We start from the raw sequence: 16,856 nt of genomic DNA, 5'->3' as shown, positions 1-16,856 counted from the left end.
CGCCGGTTCGGTTCGCAGGATGGCGAGCGGGGGCGGGTGGCTATTTCTGTGGCTTCTCGACGATGTGCGCTTCTACCGTCGAGGCGTGTCAGGCGATCTGTTCCGCGTGGTCCGTGCCGACAAGGGCGCGGTCCTCGTGCTGCCCGCCGACGGCCTGGACGGCGCGCACGAGCCGCGTCGCATACCGCTGGAGCGTGACGGGCTCCTCGCGACGGAGGACGGCGACCGGCTCGCCCCCACGGTGGGCGACTGGTTGTGGATCCCGGAGGCCGAGTCCGAGACCGACGGGCTCGGCACCAGGGCCGGCACCAGCCTGCGGCCTCGCACCACCGCCCTGGTCCGCGACAGCGCCGGTGCCACGTCCCGGGTGCAGGCGCTCGCCGCCAACATCGACGTCGTGCTCGTCGTCGAGCACCTCGAGCCGGACCCGGACCTCGGCCGGATCGAGCGGCTGCTCACGCTGGCGTGGCGCTCGGGCGCGACCCCGGTCGTCGTCCTGACGAAGGCCGACCTCGTGCCGGACCCCGAGGGCATGACCGCGGAGGTCGAGGCGGTGGCGCTCGCGGTCGACGTCCACACGGTCAGCGTCCCGACAGGCCAGGGGCTCGACGCACTCCGTGCCCTGCTCGTGCCCGGAGCGACCCTGGTCGCCGTCGGCCCGTCGGGCGCGGGCAAGTCGACGCTGGTCAACGCGCTGGCGGGACGGGACGTGATGGAGACCGGCGAGCGGCGGGCCGACGGCCGCGGGCGCCACACGACCACGCACCGCGAGCTCGTCCCGCTGGCGGGCGGGGCGATGCTCATCGACACGCCCGGCATCCGCGGGGTCGGCGTCGTCGCGGACGAGGACGCGCTGGACACCACGTTCGCGGACGTCGCCGAGCTGGCCGCGGCCTGCCGGTTCGCCGACTGCCACCACGCGGGGGAGCCGGGCTGCGCCATCCGGGCGGCGCTCGACAGCGGGGAGCTCGCCGAGCGCCGGTTCGACAGCTGGCAGCGGCTGGCGCGGGAGGCGGCGTACCAGGCGCGGCGGTCGGACGCGCGGCTGCGGGCCGAGGAGCGCGACCGCTGGAAGAAGGTCACCAAGGAGTACCAGCGGGGTCTGCGCGGACCGGGTCGTCCGCGCCCCTGAGAGCCCCGCGGAAGCGCATCGACGACCCGGATCCGGAACCGAAACGTTTCGTATCCGGCCCACCGCTCGCCAGACCCGTCGGCGGTCGGGTTTCCTCGTCGGGACCGGGGTGCAGCAGCAGTCATCGCCGACGCGAGCCCGCCCCGCCCAGGACCCGGACGTACCGAGGAGAACCATGCCCACCCGCAGAACCGCCACAGCGCTGCTCGCCACAGCAGCCGTCGCCGTCGCAGGCCTCACCGCCGTGACCGCGACCGCCGCTCAGGCAGCCCCCGGCTGCAAGGTCGAGTACAAGATCACGAACCAGTGGGGAGGCGGCTACGGCGCAGACGTCACCGTCACCAACCTGGGTGACCCCGTCAGCTCGTGGACGGTCGGCTGGACGTTCACGGCCGGGCAGAAGATCACGCAGCTGTGGAACGGCAACGTCAGCCAGAGCGGCTCGTCGGTCTCCGTGGCGAGCCTGCCGTACAACGGCTCGCTGGGGACGAACGGGAAGACGAACTTCGGCTTCAACGGCTCCTGGAGCGGGTCCAACCCGATCCCGGCGACGTTCACCATGAACGGCACGACCTGTACCGGTACCACCCCGACGCAGACCTCGACCCCGACCCAGACGCCGACGCAGACCCCGACCCAGACGCCGACGCCGACGCAGACCCCGACGCAGACCCCGACCCCCACCCCGACGCAGACGAACCCGCCGCAGTCCGGCAGCTTCTACATCGACCCGACCACGCAGGCGTACCGCGCCTGGCAGCAGGCGGGCGGCAACGACAAGGCGCTGCTCGAGAAGATCGCCCTGACCCCGCAGGCATACTGGGTGGGCAACTGGTCCGACGCGTCCGACTCGCGGGCCGAGGTGGCCGACTACACCGGCCGCGCGGTCGCCGCAGGCAAGATCCCGACGCTCGTCGTCTACGCGATCCCCGGCCGTGACTGCGGCTCGCACTCCGGCGGCGGTGTCTCCGAGAGCGCGTACGCAGCCTGGATCGACACGGTCGCTTCGGGCATCAAGGGCAACCCGTACGTGATCCTCGAGCCCGACGCCCTCGCCCAGCTGGGCGACTGCAGCGGCCAGGGCGACCGGGTCGGCTTCCTCAAGTACGCCGCCAAGTCGCTGACGCTCAAGGGCGCCCGCGTCTACATCGACGCCGGCCACTCGGGGTGGCTGCCCGTCAGCACGGCCGTGAGCCGCCTCAACCAGATCGGCTTCGAGTACGCGGTCGGCTTCGCGCTGAACACGTCGAACTACCAGACGACCTCGGCCTCGAAGTCGTACGGACAGCAGATCTCGCAGCAGCTGGGCGGCAAGAAGTTCGTCATCGACACCTCCCGCAACGGCAACGGCTCCAACGGCGAGTGGTGCAACCCGAGCGGTCGCGCCCTCGGCGAGAAGCCGACCCTGGTGAACGACGGCTCCGGCCTGGACGCCCTGCTCTGGGTCAAGCTGCCCGGTGAGTCGGACGGCGCCTGCAACGGCGGACCCTCCGCCGGCGCCTGGTTCCAGAGCATGGCCCTGGAGCTGGCGCGCAACGCGAAGTGGTGACCGGCTGACCGGCTGATCTCCAGAGAGCCCGCGGGGGACATCCCCCGCGGGCTCTCGCGCGTCACCGACCGACCTGGCCGCAGACCGACGCCATGAGCTCGCAGACGTCGCGGAGGGTGGCGTCGGCGAGCTCGTCGGCGCGGCTGCTCCCGCTCCGCCAGGACGTCGGCCGCCAGGCCTGGCTCGGCAGCGAACAGAGCCCGACGGGTCGTCGTGAACATTAGGCCAACCGGCGCCACCCTCGTCGCACAGGGGAGAATCGCAGCATGCCGCCACGTCGACGTACCGACCCCGCCGACGGGCGGGCCGCGCTGGCCGTCTGGCGGGCGGACCCCGTCGGCGTGCCGACTGCTGCGCGGCGGACCGCGGTCCGGTTCACGCTCGAGGAGCTGGCCGGGGTCGCCCCGGGGAACGCGGTCGAGGTGCGGGTGCCGCCCGACGGTGCCGTGCAGGCGGTGGACGGACCTCGTCACACCCGGGGCACCCCGCCGAACGTCGTGGAGACGGACGCCCAGACGTGGCTCGGCCTGGCCACCGGGGCTCTGACCTGGGAGTCTGCCGTGGCCGACGGTCGGATCCGGGCGTCCGGCGAGCGCGCCGACCTGCGCGAGTGGCTCCCGCTCCAGGCCGCCCGCCACCGCGGCTGAGGGTGCCGATGCGGGCACTGACCTAGGATCACGGGGTGCCTGACGACCCCCAGCCCGCCGACGCCCCGGACGCAGCCGCGCAGCCCGGAGCGGCCCCGACCGCGGCTGAGCCCGCGACCGACGAGCCCTCGGCTGAGCGCGTTGCCGACCCTGTGGCGCCCCCGGCGGAACCACCACCGGCCACTCCGACGGCACTCGACGCCCGCGGCGTGCCGATCCCGTCCGAGGAGGAGCTGTCCCGGGTCGCTGAGCCGGCCACCGTGCGCCACGCCCCGAAGTACGGCGCATTCATCGTGACCGGTGCCCTGGTCGGCATCGTCGTCGCGCTGGTCCTGGTCGCGGTCGTCCGCCCCGAGGTCCCGTGGGTCGCCGACGGGTCCGGCTTCATCTCGTTCCTCGACGGCGAGGGCGCCGTGCGCACCGTCATGGCGGTCGCCGGGGGTGTGCTCGGCGGGTTCCTCGGTGGGCTCGCCGCGGTGCTGGCCGACCGGCGCAGCGTGCGCAAGGCGGTCCGCGCGGACGTCTGAGCAGACGTGTGACGCGTGGTCACGCTGGCCGCCCACCGCGAGGACTGTGCGACCATAGGCACGTGGCCCCCCGCGCAGACGGACGTCTGAACCACGACCTCCTCCCCAACGAAAAAGGCCCCCAGGACGCTTGTGGCGTCTTCGGTGTGTGGGCACCTGGCGAGGAAGTCGCCAAGCTGACCTACTTCGGCCTGTACGCCTTGCAGCACCGCGGCCAGGAGTCGGCGGGCATCGCCACCTCCAACGGCCAGCAGCTGCTCGTCTACAAGGACATGGGCCTCGTCTCCCAGGTCTTCGACGAGACCGCGCTGAACGCCCTGCAGGGGCACATCGCGATCGGGCACGCGCGCTACTCGACCACCGGTGGCAGCACCTGGGAGAACGCGCAGCCGACGCTCGGCCCGACGGCCGCCGGCACCGTGGCCCTGGGCCACAACGGCAACCTGACCAATGCCGCGGAGCTCGTCGACCTCGTCGCCGAGCGCTACGGCAGCCAGCGGCGCGGGGAGCTCGCGCGCGGCAACACCACCGACACCGCGCTGATCACGGCGCTCCTGGCGGGGGACCCGGACCACACGCTGGAGGCCACCGCGCTCGAGGTGCTCCCGCGCCTGCGCGGCGCGTTCAGCCTGGTCTTCATGGATGAGCACACCCTGTACGCCGCACGGGACCCGCAGGGCGTCCGTCCGCTGGTCCTCGGCCGGCTGGAGCGCGGCTGGGTCGTGGCCAGCGAGACGCCGGCCCTGGACATCGTCGGCGCGTCGTTCGTCCGCGAGATCGAGCCCGGCGAGTTCATCGCGATCGACGCGGACGGCCTGCGCAGCAGCCGGTTCGCGTCGGTCGACCGTGCCGGGTGCGTGTTCGAGTACGTGTACCTCGCACGCCCCGACACCTCGATCGCCGGCAGGTCCGTGCACGCCGCACGCGTCGCGATGGGTCGCCGCCTCGCGGTCGAGCACCCCGTCGAGGCCGACCTGGTCATCCCCGTGCCGGAGTCCGGGACGCCCGCGGCCGTCGGGTACGCCGCAGAGTCCGGCATCACGTTCGGTCAGGGTCTGACGAAGAACGCCTACGTCGGGCGCACGTTCATTCAGCCGTCCCAGACCCTGCGCCAGCTCGGCATCCGGCTCAAGCTCAACCCGCTCAAGGACGTCATCCGTGGCAAGCGCCTGGTGGTCGTCGACGACTCGATCGTCCGCGGCAACACCCAGCGCGCGCTCGTCCGGATGCTGCGAGAGGCCGGTGCCGCCGAGGTGCACGTGCGCATCAGCTCCCCGCCGGTGAAGTGGCCCTGCTTCTACGGCATCGACTTCGCGTCCCGCGCCGAGCTCATCGCCAACGGACTCGGGGTCGACGAGATCGCGGCCTCGCTCGGCGCCGACTCGCTCGGCTACATCTCCCCGGAGGGCATGATCGCCGCCACCGAGCAGCCTGCGTCGCAGCTCTGCGCCGCCTGCTTCACCGGTCAGTACCCGATCGAGCTGCCGCCGGACGACCGGCTGGGCAAGTTCCTGCTGGAGCAGAGCGAGCTCCCCCTGGGCGCCCCCGAGGACGGCCTGCTCTCGATCGTCCCGAGTGCCGGTGGCGCGACCGCGCTGGACCACCCGTGACCGGCGAGCAGGTCACCTACGCCACCGCCGGTGTCGACACCGAGGCCGGTGACAAGGCCGTCGAGCTGATGAAGGACGCCGTCAGGGCGACGCACGGCCCGCAGGTGCTGGGCGGCGTCGGCGGGTTCGCGGGGCTGTTCGACGCCAGCGCGCTGCTGGGCTACCGCAAGCCGCTGCTGGCCACGTCGACCGACGGCGTCGGCACCAAGGTCGCCATCGCGCAGGCGCTGGACATCCACGACACCATCGGGTTCGACCTGGTGGGCATGGTCGTCGACGACATCGTCGTGGTCGGCGCGAAGCCCCTGTTCATGACCGACTACATCGCCTGCGGCCGCGTGGTGCCCGAGCGCATCGCCGGCATCGTGTGCGGCATCGCCGCGGCGTGCTCGGTGGCCGGGACGGCCCTCGTCGGCGGCGAGACTGCGGAGCACCCCGGGCTGCTGGGTCCCGACGAGTACGACGTGGCCGGTGCCGCGACGGGCGTCGTCGAGGCGGACCGGCTGCTCGGCCCGGAGCGCGTGCGCGCGGGCGACGTGCTGGTCGCGCTGGGCTCGAGCGGTCTGCACTCCAACGGGTACTCGCTGGTCCGCAAGGTCGTGTCGGTCGCCGACTGGTCGCTCGACCGCCACGTCGACGAGCTCGGCCGCACGCTCGGCGAGGAGCTCCTCGAGCCCACCCGCGTCTACGCCTCCGACTGCCTCGCCCTGGCGGAGCGCGCGGGGGTCGCCGGCCTGCACGCGTACAGCCACGTCACGGGCGGAGGGCTCGCGTCGAACGTCGCGCGCGTGCTGCCGCAGGGCCTGGTCGCGGACATCGACCGCGGGGGTTGGACGCTGCCGCCGATCTTCTCGCTGGTGCAGCGTCTCGGGCAGGTGCCGTGGACGGACCTCGAGGGCACGCTCAACCTGGGGGTCGGCATGGTCGCGATCGTCGCCGCCGACGCCGTGGACGGGGTCCTGGCGCACGCTGGTGAGCTCGGCCTGCCGGCCTGGGAGCTCGGCACCGTCCGGCACACCGACCCGGGCACCGACGTGGTCGGTGCCCCCGGGTTCGTCGCGGGCACCAAGGGCGTCCACGGCGGAGCCGTCCAGCTCAGCGGTGCCTACCGGACGTGACCCTGCGGGAAGCCGGGGCGATCCACCACGCCCCGGGCTCGGGGAGCGACGTGCGAGACGAGCGACAGCTGAGCTGCCGCCGTCTCGCCCGGCGATCCCGCGACGCGCGCGAGATGGGTGACGACCGCGTCAGCGGTCGTCGTCGGACCAGCGGCGGTAGTCGTCGCTGTCGTCGTCAGTGTCCGTCTCCACAGCCGCGCGAGGGCGGTTGTCGGTGACGACATCGTTGTGGCCGTGCGACGTGAGCTCCTGCTCGAGAGCTCGGTAGTTGGTCTCCGGGCTGAAGTACTTCAGCTCCCGGGCCACCTTCGTCTGCTTAGCCTTCTGACGGCCGCGCCCCATGGCATCGACCCCCTCTTACGTGGATGCGGGGCGGCTCCGTGCTGACACGTGCGGCCCCGGGGTGCTGAATCGTCTCTTCGAGGGGCAACGGTACATGCTCGTTCGCTATTCCGACCACTCGCCGCGGGCGATCCGCGTCACGTCTCCCTGAGTGCGACGTCTCGGCGAGCGCGAGTCCAAGTCGGCCGTCCAATCCTGCGTGGACGGGTTCGCGCGTCGGGGTGTATGACCGATTGGTCGGGTTTAGGGTGGTGCTGTGGCCGCGAAGTGGAGCGGTATGAGAGTTGCATGAGAGTCGTGTGTAGGTTTGTTACGGGAACGTGTCCTGGAATGCGGTGTCTGCGGCTTTCGCTCATGCTAGTGGGGCGATGTCACGGTTTGGACGTCGACGACGTAGGCTCGCCTTCTGAGAACGTTTCACACAGTTGGACCTGCACCACCCGCACCTGAACTGGCCGGGCGCCGACAGATCGGCACCGCGGGCCGCACGCTTGCCAGGAGGCAGCTGATGAACACGCACCCCGTAGAGACCGAAGCACTGCTCACGCCCTCCGAGGTCGCGACGCTGTTCCGGGTTGATCCGAAGACCGTCACCCGGTGGGCCAAGGCCGGGAAGCTGTCCTCGATCCGCACCCTCGGTGGTCACCGGCGTTACCGTGAGTCCGAGGTGCGCGACCTGCTGAACGGTGTCCCGCAGCAGCGCCCGTCGGACGGCTGACCGACCGCACCTGCCCCGCTGAGCCCTGTCGACCACCTTCGACGGGCCACGGACTGTCGAGCGCCCGGCGCGCTCTGCCTGCCTCCCAGACCGCTCACGGAACTGCGAGGGTCGCGACGACGCGACCCTCGCAGTTCTCGTCCCTCGGGACCTGACGCTCAGCCCCTGCGGCGACCCGCTGCCACGACCAGCACGAGCACCGCTGCCACCCCCGCCACGGCCCCGCCGAGGACCGCGAACGCCTTCTTGCGAGCCTCGGGGGAGGCGTCGCCGTCCAGCGCGTCACTCCACAGCCGGCGGCCGGACGCCACGGCCCGGCCGGCCTGGGCGCGCGGGTCGAGACGCGCCACCAGCTCGTCCACCGTCGACGCCAGCTGGGCGCGGGTCACGGCGAGCTCGGCCTCCAGGGCGACCATCTCCGGTGTGCTGAAGGGCTTCTGCGTGCTTGCAGGCTTCTGGACCGACTCGTCGCTCATGCGCTGAACCCCGCCTTGACTGCCGCGATGTCGTTCTGGACGTTCTCGATCGCCTTCGCCGGCGTGGGTGGCGAGCCCGCCTTCACGCGGTTGATGCCGATCAGCACCAGGACCACGATGACGAGCAACAGGAACGCGCAGACGATGAGCGCGGCCAGCCACAGCTCGAGCCACAGGTCCAGCACGATGATGGTGGTGGCGATCCCGGCGGCCAGCAGGTAGAGCGCCAGCACGGCGCCGACCGCGATGAGCGCGGCGCCGACCCCCAGCTGCTGCGCCCGTCCGGTGATCTCCGCCTTGGCCAGGTCGATCTCGGCGCGGACCAGCCGCGCCCCCTGCTCGCTGAGCTCCGACACCAGCTGCCCGAGCGACTTCTCGTCACCCGGCAGTCCCGACTGCGTGGTCATGGGTACGGCCTCTCGTCTGCGCGTGCGTAGAGCACTCAGTGTGCTGGTCGGTGATCCAGGCCGCGAGTCAGTCCGCCCAGGGGTGCACCTGCTCCTCGGCCGGGTGCACCGGCTCGTGGATGCGGACGACCGACACCGACGGGGCGGGAGGCAGGTGCCGCTTGGCCCACGCCGCCACCCCCGCGCCGACCAGCAGGAGGGCGACACCGATGATGAGCGCGGCGAGCCAGGGGTCGACCGTGTGGGACAGACCCAGCACGCCGGCGGTGATCAGGAGCGCGAGACCGAAGAAGCTGAGGAGCGCGGCGGCGGCGAACCCGATGGCCGACGGGCGGACCTCGATCGCGCGGGTCCGGACGCTGCGCGCGACCGCGTCGATCTCGTGCTGGATGGCCTCACGGACGTGATCCTCGGCCTGCTCGAACTTCTCGCGCGCGCGGTCCGTGAACGGCTCGGTCAGCCGGTCGAAGAAGCTGCGGGGTCGATCGGCACCGGGGGTGCTGGCCATGGGTCCTCCTCGTACGGCGTGCGGTGCGCCCAGCCTAGGAGCAGGAGTGCTGGCAGCGAGGTTGCCGCGCAGACGACGAAGCCCCGCTCCGGATGCTCCGGGCGGGGCTTCTGCTGTGGCCACTGGCAGGGTCGAACTGCCGACCTTTCGATTTTCAGTCGAACGCTCTACCAACTGAGCTAAGTGGCCGTAACCGACGACGCCCGGGTTCCTGCGAACAGGATGACCGGGCGGATCGAGCGACCCCGACGGGACTTGAACCCGCGACCTCCGCCGTGACAGGGCGGCGCGCTAACCAACTGCGCTACGGGGCCTTGGATACTGCTGCAAGGCCTGTACTGCTGAACTGCTCGTACCCCCAACGGGATTCGAACCCGTGCTACCGCCGTGAAAGGGCGGGGTCCTAGGCCGCTAGACGATGGGGGCAAGTCGTGATGTCCAACCCCTGACGTCGAGGCGCCGGATGACCGTTGACGAGCATACGGGGTCATCGGCCGGAACTCCAAAGCCGAAGGGGAGTGGCGGTCGTCACCACTCTGCCCATGTCGCTGAGCAGGCAGGATGGACCCATGGTCGACATGACGCTCGCCGAGTTCGAGGACGCGGTCAGGGACGCGCTCGACGAGATCCCCGACGAGCTCGCCGCGATGATGGACAACGTGGTCGTGCTCGTCGAGGACGCTCCGCCCGAGGGTGAGGTCGAGCTGCTCGGACTCTACGAGGGCACCCCGCTGACCGAGCGCGGCGAGTTCTGGGCCGCCGGGTCGCTCCCCGACCGGATCACGATCTTCCGGCTGCCCACGCTGGCCATCTGCGACAGCCGCGACGACGTGGTCGAGGAGGTGGCCGTCACGGTCGTGCACGAGATCGCGCACCACTTCGGCATCGACGACGAGCGGCTGCACGAGCTGGGCTGGGACTGAGCCCGTGGGCCACGACCACTCCCACTCGACCGCGGCGCAGGCCCATCGCGGGAGGCTCCTCGCGGTCCTCGTCCTCACGCTCGCCGTGCTCGTGGTCGAGGTCGTGGGCGGGCTCGTCTCCGGCTCGTTCGCCCTGATCGCCGATGCGGGGCACATGCTCACCGACGCCGCCGGGGTCGGTCTGGCGCTGGGTGCCACCGCGCTCGCCGCCCGGCCCGCGACCGCCGCCCGCACGTTCGGGTGGCAGCGCGCCGAGATCCTCGCGGCGCTCGTGAACGGGCTGGTCGTCGGGGTCGTGGGCGCGGGGGTGATCGTCGGCGGGATCGCGCGGATCGCCACGCCGGGCGAGGTGGAGGCCGGGCTCATGCTCGCCGTCGCCGTCGTCGGGCTCGCCGCCAACGCGGTCGGGCTCGTCCTCCTGCGCCGCGGTCAGGAGGAGTCGCTGACCGTGCGCGGCGCCTACCTCGAGGTGCTCGGCGACCTGCTCGGCTCCGCGGCGGTGGTCGCGGCGGCCCTCGTCGTGCTGGCCACCGGATACCTGCGCGCCGACGGGATCGCGTCCGTGCTGATCGGCCTGATGATCGTGCCGCGCGCGGTCGCGCTGCTGCGCGAGGTCGGGACGGTCCTCCTGGAGGCCACCCCGCGTGGCGTGGACCTGGACGCGGTCCGTGCGCACATCTGTGGCGTCCGGGGGGTCCTCGGGGTGCACGACCTGCACGCCTGGACCATCACGTCGGGCGTCCCTGTGCTGTCCGCGCACGTCGAGGTGCCCGACGAGCTCCTGTCCCGGGGCGAGGCCGGACGTGTGCTCGACGACCTGCGACGGTGCCTGGCCGGGCACTTCGACGTCGACCACTGCACGTTCCAGCTGGAACCGCCGTCCACCACGGGCAGCGAGCACCACGCCCACGCCTGACCGGCCGTAGGGTCGGCGCATGGTTGCCGTCGGGATCGCGTTGCTGCCGCAGGAGCGGTGGGTGTCCGCTCGCCGCAAGTGGGAACAGGTCGAGGAGTGGGGTTTCGACCACGCCTGGACCTACGACCACCTGGCCTGGCGGACGCTCGTCGACCAGCCGTGGTTCGCGACCGTCCCCCTGCTGGCCGCGGCGGCCGCCGTGACCGAACGGATCGGGCTCGGGACGTGGGTGGCGTCGCCGAACTTCCGGCACCCGGTCCCTTTCGCGAAGGACGTGCTGGGGCTCGACGACGTCAGCAACGGCCGGTTCCTGCTCGGGGTGGGTGCCGGCGGTGAGGGGTTCGACGCCTCGGTCCTGGGCGACCCGCCCAGCCGCGGTGAGCGGACCCGGCGGTTCGAGGAGTTCGTCGGGCTGCTCGACGAGCTCCTGACGCAGCCGGTCACGTCGCACCAGGGTGCCTTCTACCGGGCGGACGAGGCGCGGATGATCCCCGGCACGATCGCGCAGCCGCGGACCCCGTTCGTCGTCGCCGCCAACGGTCCGCGCACGATGGCGCTCGCCGCGCGGTACGGGCAGGGGTGGGCCACCTACGGGCCCGCGTACGCGACCGAGGACGTGCCCGACGACCCCGGCGCCGCGCAGGAGCAGTGGTGGACGGGGCTCGCGACGATGCTCCAGCAGGTCGACGCCATCGAGGCTGAGCACCGCCCCGCGGGACAGCCACCGCTGCGCCGGTACCTGAGCCTGGACGGCGCGCCGATCTTCTCGATGACCTCGCTCGCCGTGGTCACCGAGGGCGTCGAGCGTGCGGCGGCGCTGGGGTTCACCGACGTGGTCGTCCACTGGCCGCGCGCGGACGGGATCTACGCGGGCGACGAGTCGGTGCTCGAGGGCCTCGTCGACCACCTGCCGCGCCTCCAGGCCCTCTGACCCGACCCCGCCGCACGACGTCCGAGCATGTGGCCGCCAGAGCGACCACTTCCTCGGACCTCATGCGGTTGACAGGGGGAGCGTCCGAGGAAACGGCTGCTCTGGCGCTCACTTCCTCCGACGTCCTGCGGTGTGGGGTGGCTCCGGGCCTCGAGGTCAGTGGGCCTGGCGGGCGGTCCAGGCGCTGGTGACCATGTCCAGCAGGGTGTGGCGCATCTGCCAGTCGAGGTCGCGGGCCGCCAGCTCGCCCGAGGCCACGATGCGGGCCGGGTCCCCGGGGCGACGGGGGGCGGTCTCCGGCTCGAAGGGGATGCCCGTGCCCTCGGCCATGGCGGTCATGATCTCGCGCACCGAGACGCCGTCGCCGGAGCCCAGGTTGTAGACGGGCTCCAGGGTGCGGCCCGCGGCGAGGGCCTGTGCTGCCGCGACGTGGGAGTCGGCGAGGTCTGCGACGTGGATGTAGTCGCGGACGCACGTCCCGTCCGGCGTCGGGTAGTCGGTGCCGTTGATGCGCGGCGTGCGACCCCCGGCCAGGGCGTTCAGGACGAGCGGGAAGAGGTTGTGCGGGCTGGTGTCGTACAGGTCGGGCGTGGCCGACCCGACGACGTTGAAGTAGCGCAGCGACGTGTGGCGCAGGCCGACGGCCCGTCCCTGGTCGCGCAGCAGCCACTCGCCGATGAGCTTGGACTCGCCGTACGGCGACTCGGGGTTGGTGGCGGTGGCCTCGGTGACCAGGTCGACGTCCGGGGTGCCGTAGACGGCCGCGGAGGACGAGAACACGATCGCGTCGACCCCCTGCGACGCCATGGCGTCGAGCAGGTGGGCGGTACCGGTGACGTTCTGGTCGTACGTGTGCAGGGGGCGTTCGACGGAGACGCCCGCGTACTTGAACCCGGCGAGGTGCACGACGCCGACGACGCCGTGCTGGACCAGGGCGTCGGCGACGAGATCGGTGTCGAGGATCGACCCCTCCACCAGGGGCACGTCGTCGGGGACGAAGGCCCGGTGCCCGCTGGACAGGTCGTCGAGCACCACCGTCTCCAGCCCGACCTGCCCGAACGCCCGCACCACGTGCGACCCGATGTACCCGGCACCCCCGGTGACCAGCCATGTCATGCAGCCGAGCGTACCGACGACCGCCGTCGACGGCTGACCGGTCCTGGCAGGGAAGAAAGTCGGCGGGAGGTGCATCCGTCGCGGGCCTTCGGGCCGAAGGGTGCAGGACAGCCTCGTGCGGTGGCGGTCCGGAGGATGCTCAGTATGCTGAGTATTTCTCGTCGGGGCTCCGGACGGCGAGGCGGACGGACCTGTTCAGGAGCGACGACGGGAGAGCGCATGTACGTCGAGCCGGCGCTGCGGACCTCACCGAGGGCATTGCAGGGTCACGAGGCCGACGCGCGCGCGGAGGCCGCCGGGCGCGCGGACCTCGCGGAGTCCGTCGAGCGCACGATGGCCGTGACCTCGGCCGTGCTGCAGGACTTCCTCGACGCGCGCGTGCGCGCCGCGGCCACCCGCTCCGACGTCGCGGTGCAGCTCTGGACCGACCTTGCGGACGGTGTCGGGGGCAAGCTCATGCGTCCACGGCTCGCGGTCGCCTCCTACCTCGGGCTGGGCGGGCAGGACGCGGCGGCGATCGCACCCGTCGCCGCCGCCGTCGAGGTGCTGCACGCCGCGATGCTCGTCCACGACGACCTGCTCGACCACGACGAGGTGCGCCGCGGTCGGCCCAACGTCGCCGGGGCGGCGCGCGCGAGGCTCGCCGGCCGAGGACTGCCCGAGCGGACCGTGTCGGACCAGGTGCTCGCCGCCGGCCTGCTGGCGGGGGACCTGGCCATCGCGTCGGCGTTCGCGCTCGCGGCGAGCGCACCCGCGGACAGCGCCGCCGTCCTGCGCGTGGTCGGGCTGCTGGCCGAGGGCATCGAGACCACCGTCGTCGGCGAGCTGCTCGACGTGACGGGCGCGCTGTCGTCGCCGCGGGACGTGGACGCGCTCGCGGTCGCGGAGCTGAAGACGGCCGCGTACTCGGGCAGCCTGCCCCTGGTCGTCGGTGCGGTCCTGGCCGGGGCCGACGACGCGCAGGTGGCCCGGCTCGGTGCCGTGGGGTCCGCCCTCGGCGTCGCGTTCCAGCTCGCCGACGACGACCTGGGGGTGTTCGGCGACCCCGCGGTGACCGGCAAGTCGGTGCTGTCGGACCTGCGCGAGGGGAAGCGGACCGAGCTGCTGCGCCGGGCCTACGCGATGGCGGACGACGCCGGGTGCGCAGCCCTCGACGCGCACGTGGGCAGGGTGGACCTGGACGACGCGGGAGCCGCCGTCGTGCGCGGGGTCATGGTGTCGAGCGGGGCGCTCGACGCGGTGCGCGAGCTGGCACGGGCCACCGGGCAGCGCGCGCGGGAGCTCGCGGTGGACGGGGTGCCGGAGCCGTTGGGAGGCTACCTTGTGGGCGTCGTCGACGATCTGGTCGGACGAGGTCACTGAGGTGCTGGGGGAGTCGATGACGGACCTGCGGACAGCGCGCGACCGGGCGCTGCGGTTGTACGACGCGACGGCCGCGCGCACGAGCGCGGGCGTGCTGGCCGCCTACTCCACGTCGTTCGGCCTGGGTACCCGTCTGCTCGGGCGACGGGGCCAGGAGGACATCCGCGCGGTGTACGCCCTGGTGCGGCTGGCCGACGAGGTGGTCGACACCTACCGCGGCGACGACGCGGGCGCGGAGCTGGACGAGCTGGAGGAGCAGACGGTCCGCGCGCTGCGGACGGGCTACTCGACGAACCTGGTGGTGCACGCGTTCGCCCGCACGGCCCGTCGCGTCGGGATCAGCGCCGCGGAGACGGTGCCGTTCTTCGCCTCCATGCGGGCGGACCTGACCGTCCGCGAGCACGACCGGGCCAGCTACGAGGCCTACGTCTACGGCTCCGCCGAGGTGGTGGGCCTGATGTGCGTGCGCGCGTTCCTCAACGAGGACAGGAAGCCAGGCGAGCCGGTCCGGGAGCCCGACGAGGCGCAGGTGACCGGGGCCCGGGCGCTCGGCGCGGCCTTCCAGAAGATCAACTTCCTGCGCGACCTCGGTGCCGACACCGACGAGCTCGGCCGCACCTACTTCCCCGGCACGACGCCGGGACACCTGGACGACGCGCAGCTGAGCGCGATCCTGCACGAGATCACCGACGACGTGGAGGCGGCGCGGGCTGCGGTGCCGAGCCTGCCGCGGCGGGCGCGTTACGCGGTCGGCGCCACGCTCGCGCTCTACCAGCGGCTGCTCGACGAGATCGCGTCGCGGCCGCCCGAGGAGCTGCTGGTCGGCCGGGTGCGGCTCCCCACGCCGGTCAAGCTGCTCGTCGTGGGCGAGTCGGTGCTGGCGGAGGTACGGGCGGGGCGGGCTGACGACTCAGGACGCCCCGACGCATGACACCGGGACGCGTCGTCGTCGTCGGCGGCGGCATCGCGGGGCTGACCACCGCCGCCCTGCTGGCCCGCGGGGGTGCCCTGGTGACCCTGCTGGAACGCCACGACCAGCTCGGCGGCCGGGCCGGGACGTTCTCGGTCGACGGGTTCCGGTTCGACACCGGACCGTCCTGGTACTTCATGCCGGAGGTGTTCGAGCACGCGTTCGCGCTGCTGGGCGAGCGGATCGAGGACCACGTCGAGCTGGACCGGCTGGACCCCGCGTACCGGTTGTTCCCGGAACCGGTCGACGGTGGACGGTCGGAGCCGTTCGACGTCGTCGGCGACGCCGAGACCAACTGGGCGACGTTCGAGGCGCGCGAGCCCGGCGCGGGCGCCGCGATCCGCAGGTACACGCAGGACTCGACGGAGGCGTACCGGACGGCGCTCGACGCGTTCCTCTACACGACGTTCGCGCGGCCCGACCGGCTCCTGTCGCTCGACGTGGTCAGGAAGTCCCGGACGCTGGCCGGGCTGCTGACGGGCACGCTCGCGGACAAGGTCGCCGCGACGGTGACCGACCCGGTGCTCCGGCAGGTGCTCGGCTACCACGCGGTCTTCCTCGGGTCGTCGCCGTACCGGGTGCCCGCGCTGTACTCGCTCATGAGCCACCTGGACCTCGTCGACGGCGTACGTTTCCCCCGGGGTGGGATGTACACGATCATCGAGGCGCTGGAGCGGATCGCCCGCAAGGAGGGTGTCGAGATCCGGACGGGTGCCGAGGTGGCCGCCGTCGAGATCGACGACGACCGGCCCACCGTGAGGCATCCGCGCAGGTCAGGCCGGGCGCGCGGGGTCCGGCTGGCCGACGGGACCGTCGTCGAGGCGGACGTCGTCGTGTCCGCCGCGGACCGCCACCACACGGAGACCTCGCTGCTCGGCGCGCACCGCGAGCTGCCCGACGCGTGGTGGGAGGACCGGGGGCCGGGGATCTCGGCTCTTCTCGTCATGGCCGGCGTCCGGGGTGAGCTGCCCGAGCTGGCGCACCACTCGCTGTTCTTCACGCGCGACTGGCCGGGCAACTTCGAGGACATCCTCGGGTCGGGACGCTCGACCCCGCCGGACGGTCTGCGGATCCCCGAGGCCGCGTCGATGTACGTGTCGCGGACCACCGCGAGCGACCCGACCGCCGCGCCGCCGGGGCACGAGAACCTGTTCGTGCTCGTCCCGTTCCCCGCGGACCCGGCTCTGGGCGCAGGGGACCGGGACGAGGTCGAGCGGCACGCGGACCGGTACCTCGACCAGGTCGGCGCCTGGGCGGGCATCCCCGGGCTGCGCGACCGCGTGGTGACCCGCCGGGTCGTCGCCCCCGCGGACTTCGCCCGTGACTTCTCCGCCTGGCGCGGGACGGCCCTCGGGATGGAGCACACCCTGCGGCAGAGCGCGATGTTCCGGCCCGGCGACGCGTCGGCGCGCGTCCCGAACGTGCTGCACGTCGGAGGTGGCACGATCCCGGGTGTGGGACTGCCGATGTGCCTGATCAGCGCCGAGCTCGTCGTCAAGCGGATGCTCGGGGAGACGTCGTCGCGACCCCTGCCCGCGCCGCTGCGTCCGGGCTTCCTGGCGTCCGCGCGGCCGCGCGGGGTGTGGAGCGAAACTGTTGGTTGA

Annotated in this window: 18 protein-coding genes and 3 tRNA genes; 13 read left to right on the top strand and 8 right to left on the bottom strand. The window is 72.6% G+C overall.

Translation table 11 applies throughout. From position 1 onward, the window contains the following. The first annotated feature begins 85 nt into the window (after nt 1-85). The 6 genes from rsgA to purM all read left to right on the top strand — a co-directional run bounded on the left by rsgA (nt 86) and on the right by purM (nt 6,583). Nucleotides 86-1,132 (top strand): ribosome small subunit-dependent GTPase A, encoded by a 1,047-nt coding sequence (rsgA, locus tag ASF78_RS18710; protein WP_056594003.1) that lies wholly within the window; start codon nt 86-88, stop codon nt 1,130-1,132. 175 nt (nt 1,133-1,307) lie between these two features. Beyond that, nucleotides 1,308-2,681, top strand: coding sequence for a glycoside hydrolase family 6 protein (locus ASF78_RS18705; RefSeq protein WP_056593128.1), 1,374 nt, complete (start codon nt 1,308-1,310; stop codon nt 2,679-2,681). 266 nt (nt 2,682-2,947) lie between these two features. Next, a complete protein-coding gene (locus ASF78_RS18700; RefSeq protein ID WP_056593127.1) occupies nt 2,948-3,328 on the top strand; it encodes a sterol carrier family protein in 381 nt (126 codons plus the stop codon). 35 nt (nt 3,329-3,363) lie between these two features. After that, nucleotides 3,364-3,855 carry a histidine kinase gene (locus tag ASF78_RS23140; RefSeq protein ID WP_235518702.1) on the top strand — a complete coding sequence of 164 codons (492 nt, stop codon included), beginning with the start codon at nt 3,364-3,366 and terminating at the stop codon, nt 3,853-3,855. Nucleotides 3,856-3,917: 62 nt separating this feature from the next. Beyond that, nucleotides 3,918-5,465, top strand: a complete 1,548-nt coding sequence (gene purF / locus ASF78_RS18690; RefSeq protein ID WP_056593124.1) for an amidophosphoribosyltransferase — start codon at nt 3,918-3,920, stop codon at nt 5,463-5,465. Beyond that, entirely contained in the window at nt 5,462-6,583 is a 1,122-nt protein-coding gene (purM, locus tag ASF78_RS18685) for a phosphoribosylformylglycinamidine cyclo-ligase (RefSeq protein ID WP_056593123.1), read from the top strand. The genes purF and purM overlap by 4 nt, the downstream gene beginning before the upstream one ends. 129 nt (nt 6,584-6,712) lie before the next feature. On the opposite strand, the gene ASF78_RS18680 is transcribed toward purM, so the two are convergent. Further along, nucleotides 6,713-6,925 carry a DUF3073 domain-containing protein gene (locus tag ASF78_RS18680; protein ID WP_055911492.1) on the bottom strand — a complete coding sequence of 71 codons (213 nt, stop codon included), beginning with the start codon at nt 6,923-6,925 and terminating at the stop codon, nt 6,713-6,715. Between the two features lie 508 nt (nt 6,926-7,433). On the opposite strand from ASF78_RS18680, the gene ASF78_RS18675 reads away from it, so the two are divergent. Continuing rightward, complete coding sequence (locus tag ASF78_RS18675) at nt 7,434-7,643, top strand: BldC family transcriptional regulator (RefSeq protein WP_056593121.1); 210 nt, start codon at nt 7,434-7,436, stop codon at nt 7,641-7,643. 158 nt (nt 7,644-7,801) lie between these two features. Here the strand turns inward: ASF78_RS18675 and ASF78_RS18670 are convergent, their stop codons facing one another. The 6 genes from ASF78_RS18670 to ASF78_RS18645 form a co-directional block, all read right to left on the bottom strand. Continuing rightward, the gene (locus tag ASF78_RS18670) at nt 7,802-8,119 is read right to left on the bottom strand and encodes a DUF3618 domain-containing protein (RefSeq protein WP_056593118.1); all 318 of its coding nucleotides are present in this window, start codon (nt 8,117-8,119) and stop codon (nt 7,802-7,804) included. Continuing rightward, nucleotides 8,116-8,526 carry a phage holin family protein gene (locus tag ASF78_RS18665; RefSeq protein WP_056593114.1) on the bottom strand — a complete coding sequence of 137 codons (411 nt, stop codon included), beginning with the start codon at nt 8,524-8,526 and terminating at the stop codon, nt 8,116-8,118. Before ASF78_RS18665 ends, ASF78_RS18670 begins: the two co-directional genes overlap by 4 nt. Nucleotides 8,527-8,593: 67 nt before the next feature. Continuing rightward, a complete protein-coding gene (locus tag ASF78_RS18660; protein ID WP_056593112.1) occupies nt 8,594-9,034 on the bottom strand; it encodes a phage holin family protein in 441 nt (146 codons plus the stop codon). Nucleotides 9,035-9,150: 116 nt separating this feature from the next. Next, nucleotides 9,151-9,223: transfer RNA gene (locus tag ASF78_RS18655), tRNA-Phe, on the bottom strand. A gap of 51 nt (nt 9,224-9,274) precedes the next feature. Beyond that, nucleotides 9,275-9,348, bottom strand: a tRNA-Asp gene (locus tag ASF78_RS18650). 39 nt (nt 9,349-9,387) lie between these two features. Further along, nucleotides 9,388-9,460 (bottom strand) — tRNA-Glu (locus ASF78_RS18645). Between the two features lie 143 nt (nt 9,461-9,603). Here ASF78_RS18645 and ASF78_RS18640 point away from each other — a divergent pair. Genes ASF78_RS18640 through ASF78_RS18630 form a run of 3 tightly spaced genes read left to right on the top strand, consistent with a single transcriptional unit; the run spans nt 9,604 to nt 11,804 of the window. Further along, nucleotides 9,604-9,957, top strand: coding sequence for a metallopeptidase family protein (locus tag ASF78_RS18640; protein WP_056593109.1), 354 nt, complete (start codon nt 9,604-9,606; stop codon nt 9,955-9,957). 4 nt (nt 9,958-9,961) lie between these two features. Then, a complete protein-coding gene (locus ASF78_RS18635; protein ID WP_056593106.1) occupies nt 9,962-10,873 on the top strand; it encodes a cation diffusion facilitator family transporter in 912 nt (303 codons plus the stop codon). Nucleotides 10,874-10,892: 19 nt separating this feature from the next. Further along, nucleotides 10,893-11,804, top strand: a complete 912-nt coding sequence (locus ASF78_RS18630) for an LLM class flavin-dependent oxidoreductase (protein WP_056593104.1) — start codon at nt 10,893-10,895, stop codon at nt 11,802-11,804. Nucleotides 11,805-11,960: 156 nt separating this feature from the next. Here ASF78_RS18630 and galE read toward each other — a convergent pair whose 3' ends face one another. Continuing rightward, nucleotides 11,961-12,920, bottom strand: a complete 960-nt coding sequence (gene galE / locus ASF78_RS18625; RefSeq protein ID WP_056593101.1) for a UDP-glucose 4-epimerase GalE — start codon at nt 12,918-12,920, stop codon at nt 11,961-11,963. Nucleotides 12,921-13,139: 219 nt separating this feature from the next. Between galE and ASF78_RS18620 the strand changes: the two genes are divergently transcribed. The 3 genes from ASF78_RS18620 to crtI are packed head-to-tail and all read left to right on the top strand — an operon-like array spanning nt 13,140 to nt 16,856. Beyond that, complete coding sequence (locus tag ASF78_RS18620; RefSeq protein ID WP_056593098.1) at nt 13,140-14,282, top strand: polyprenyl synthetase family protein; 1,143 nt, start codon at nt 13,140-13,142, stop codon at nt 14,280-14,282. 1 nt (nt 14,283) lies between these two features. Further along, nucleotides 14,284-15,213: a squalene/phytoene synthase family protein gene (locus ASF78_RS18615; RefSeq protein ID WP_235518701.1), complete on the top strand. Its 930-nt coding sequence runs from the start codon at nt 14,284-14,286 to the stop codon at nt 15,211-15,213. Further along, entirely contained in the window at nt 15,210-16,856 is a 1,647-nt protein-coding gene (gene crtI, locus ASF78_RS18610) for a phytoene desaturase family protein (protein ID WP_056593094.1), read from the top strand. Before ASF78_RS18615 ends, crtI begins: the two co-directional genes overlap by 4 nt.

It is taken from the genome of Cellulomonas sp. Leaf334 (assembly GCF_001424195.1).
Taxonomy (GTDB): Bacteria; Actinomycetota; Actinomycetes; order Actinomycetales; family Cellulomonadaceae; genus Cellulomonas.
The sequence above is the reverse complement of the archived record's forward strand: the minus strand, read 5'-3'. Positions and strand labels throughout refer to the sequence as shown.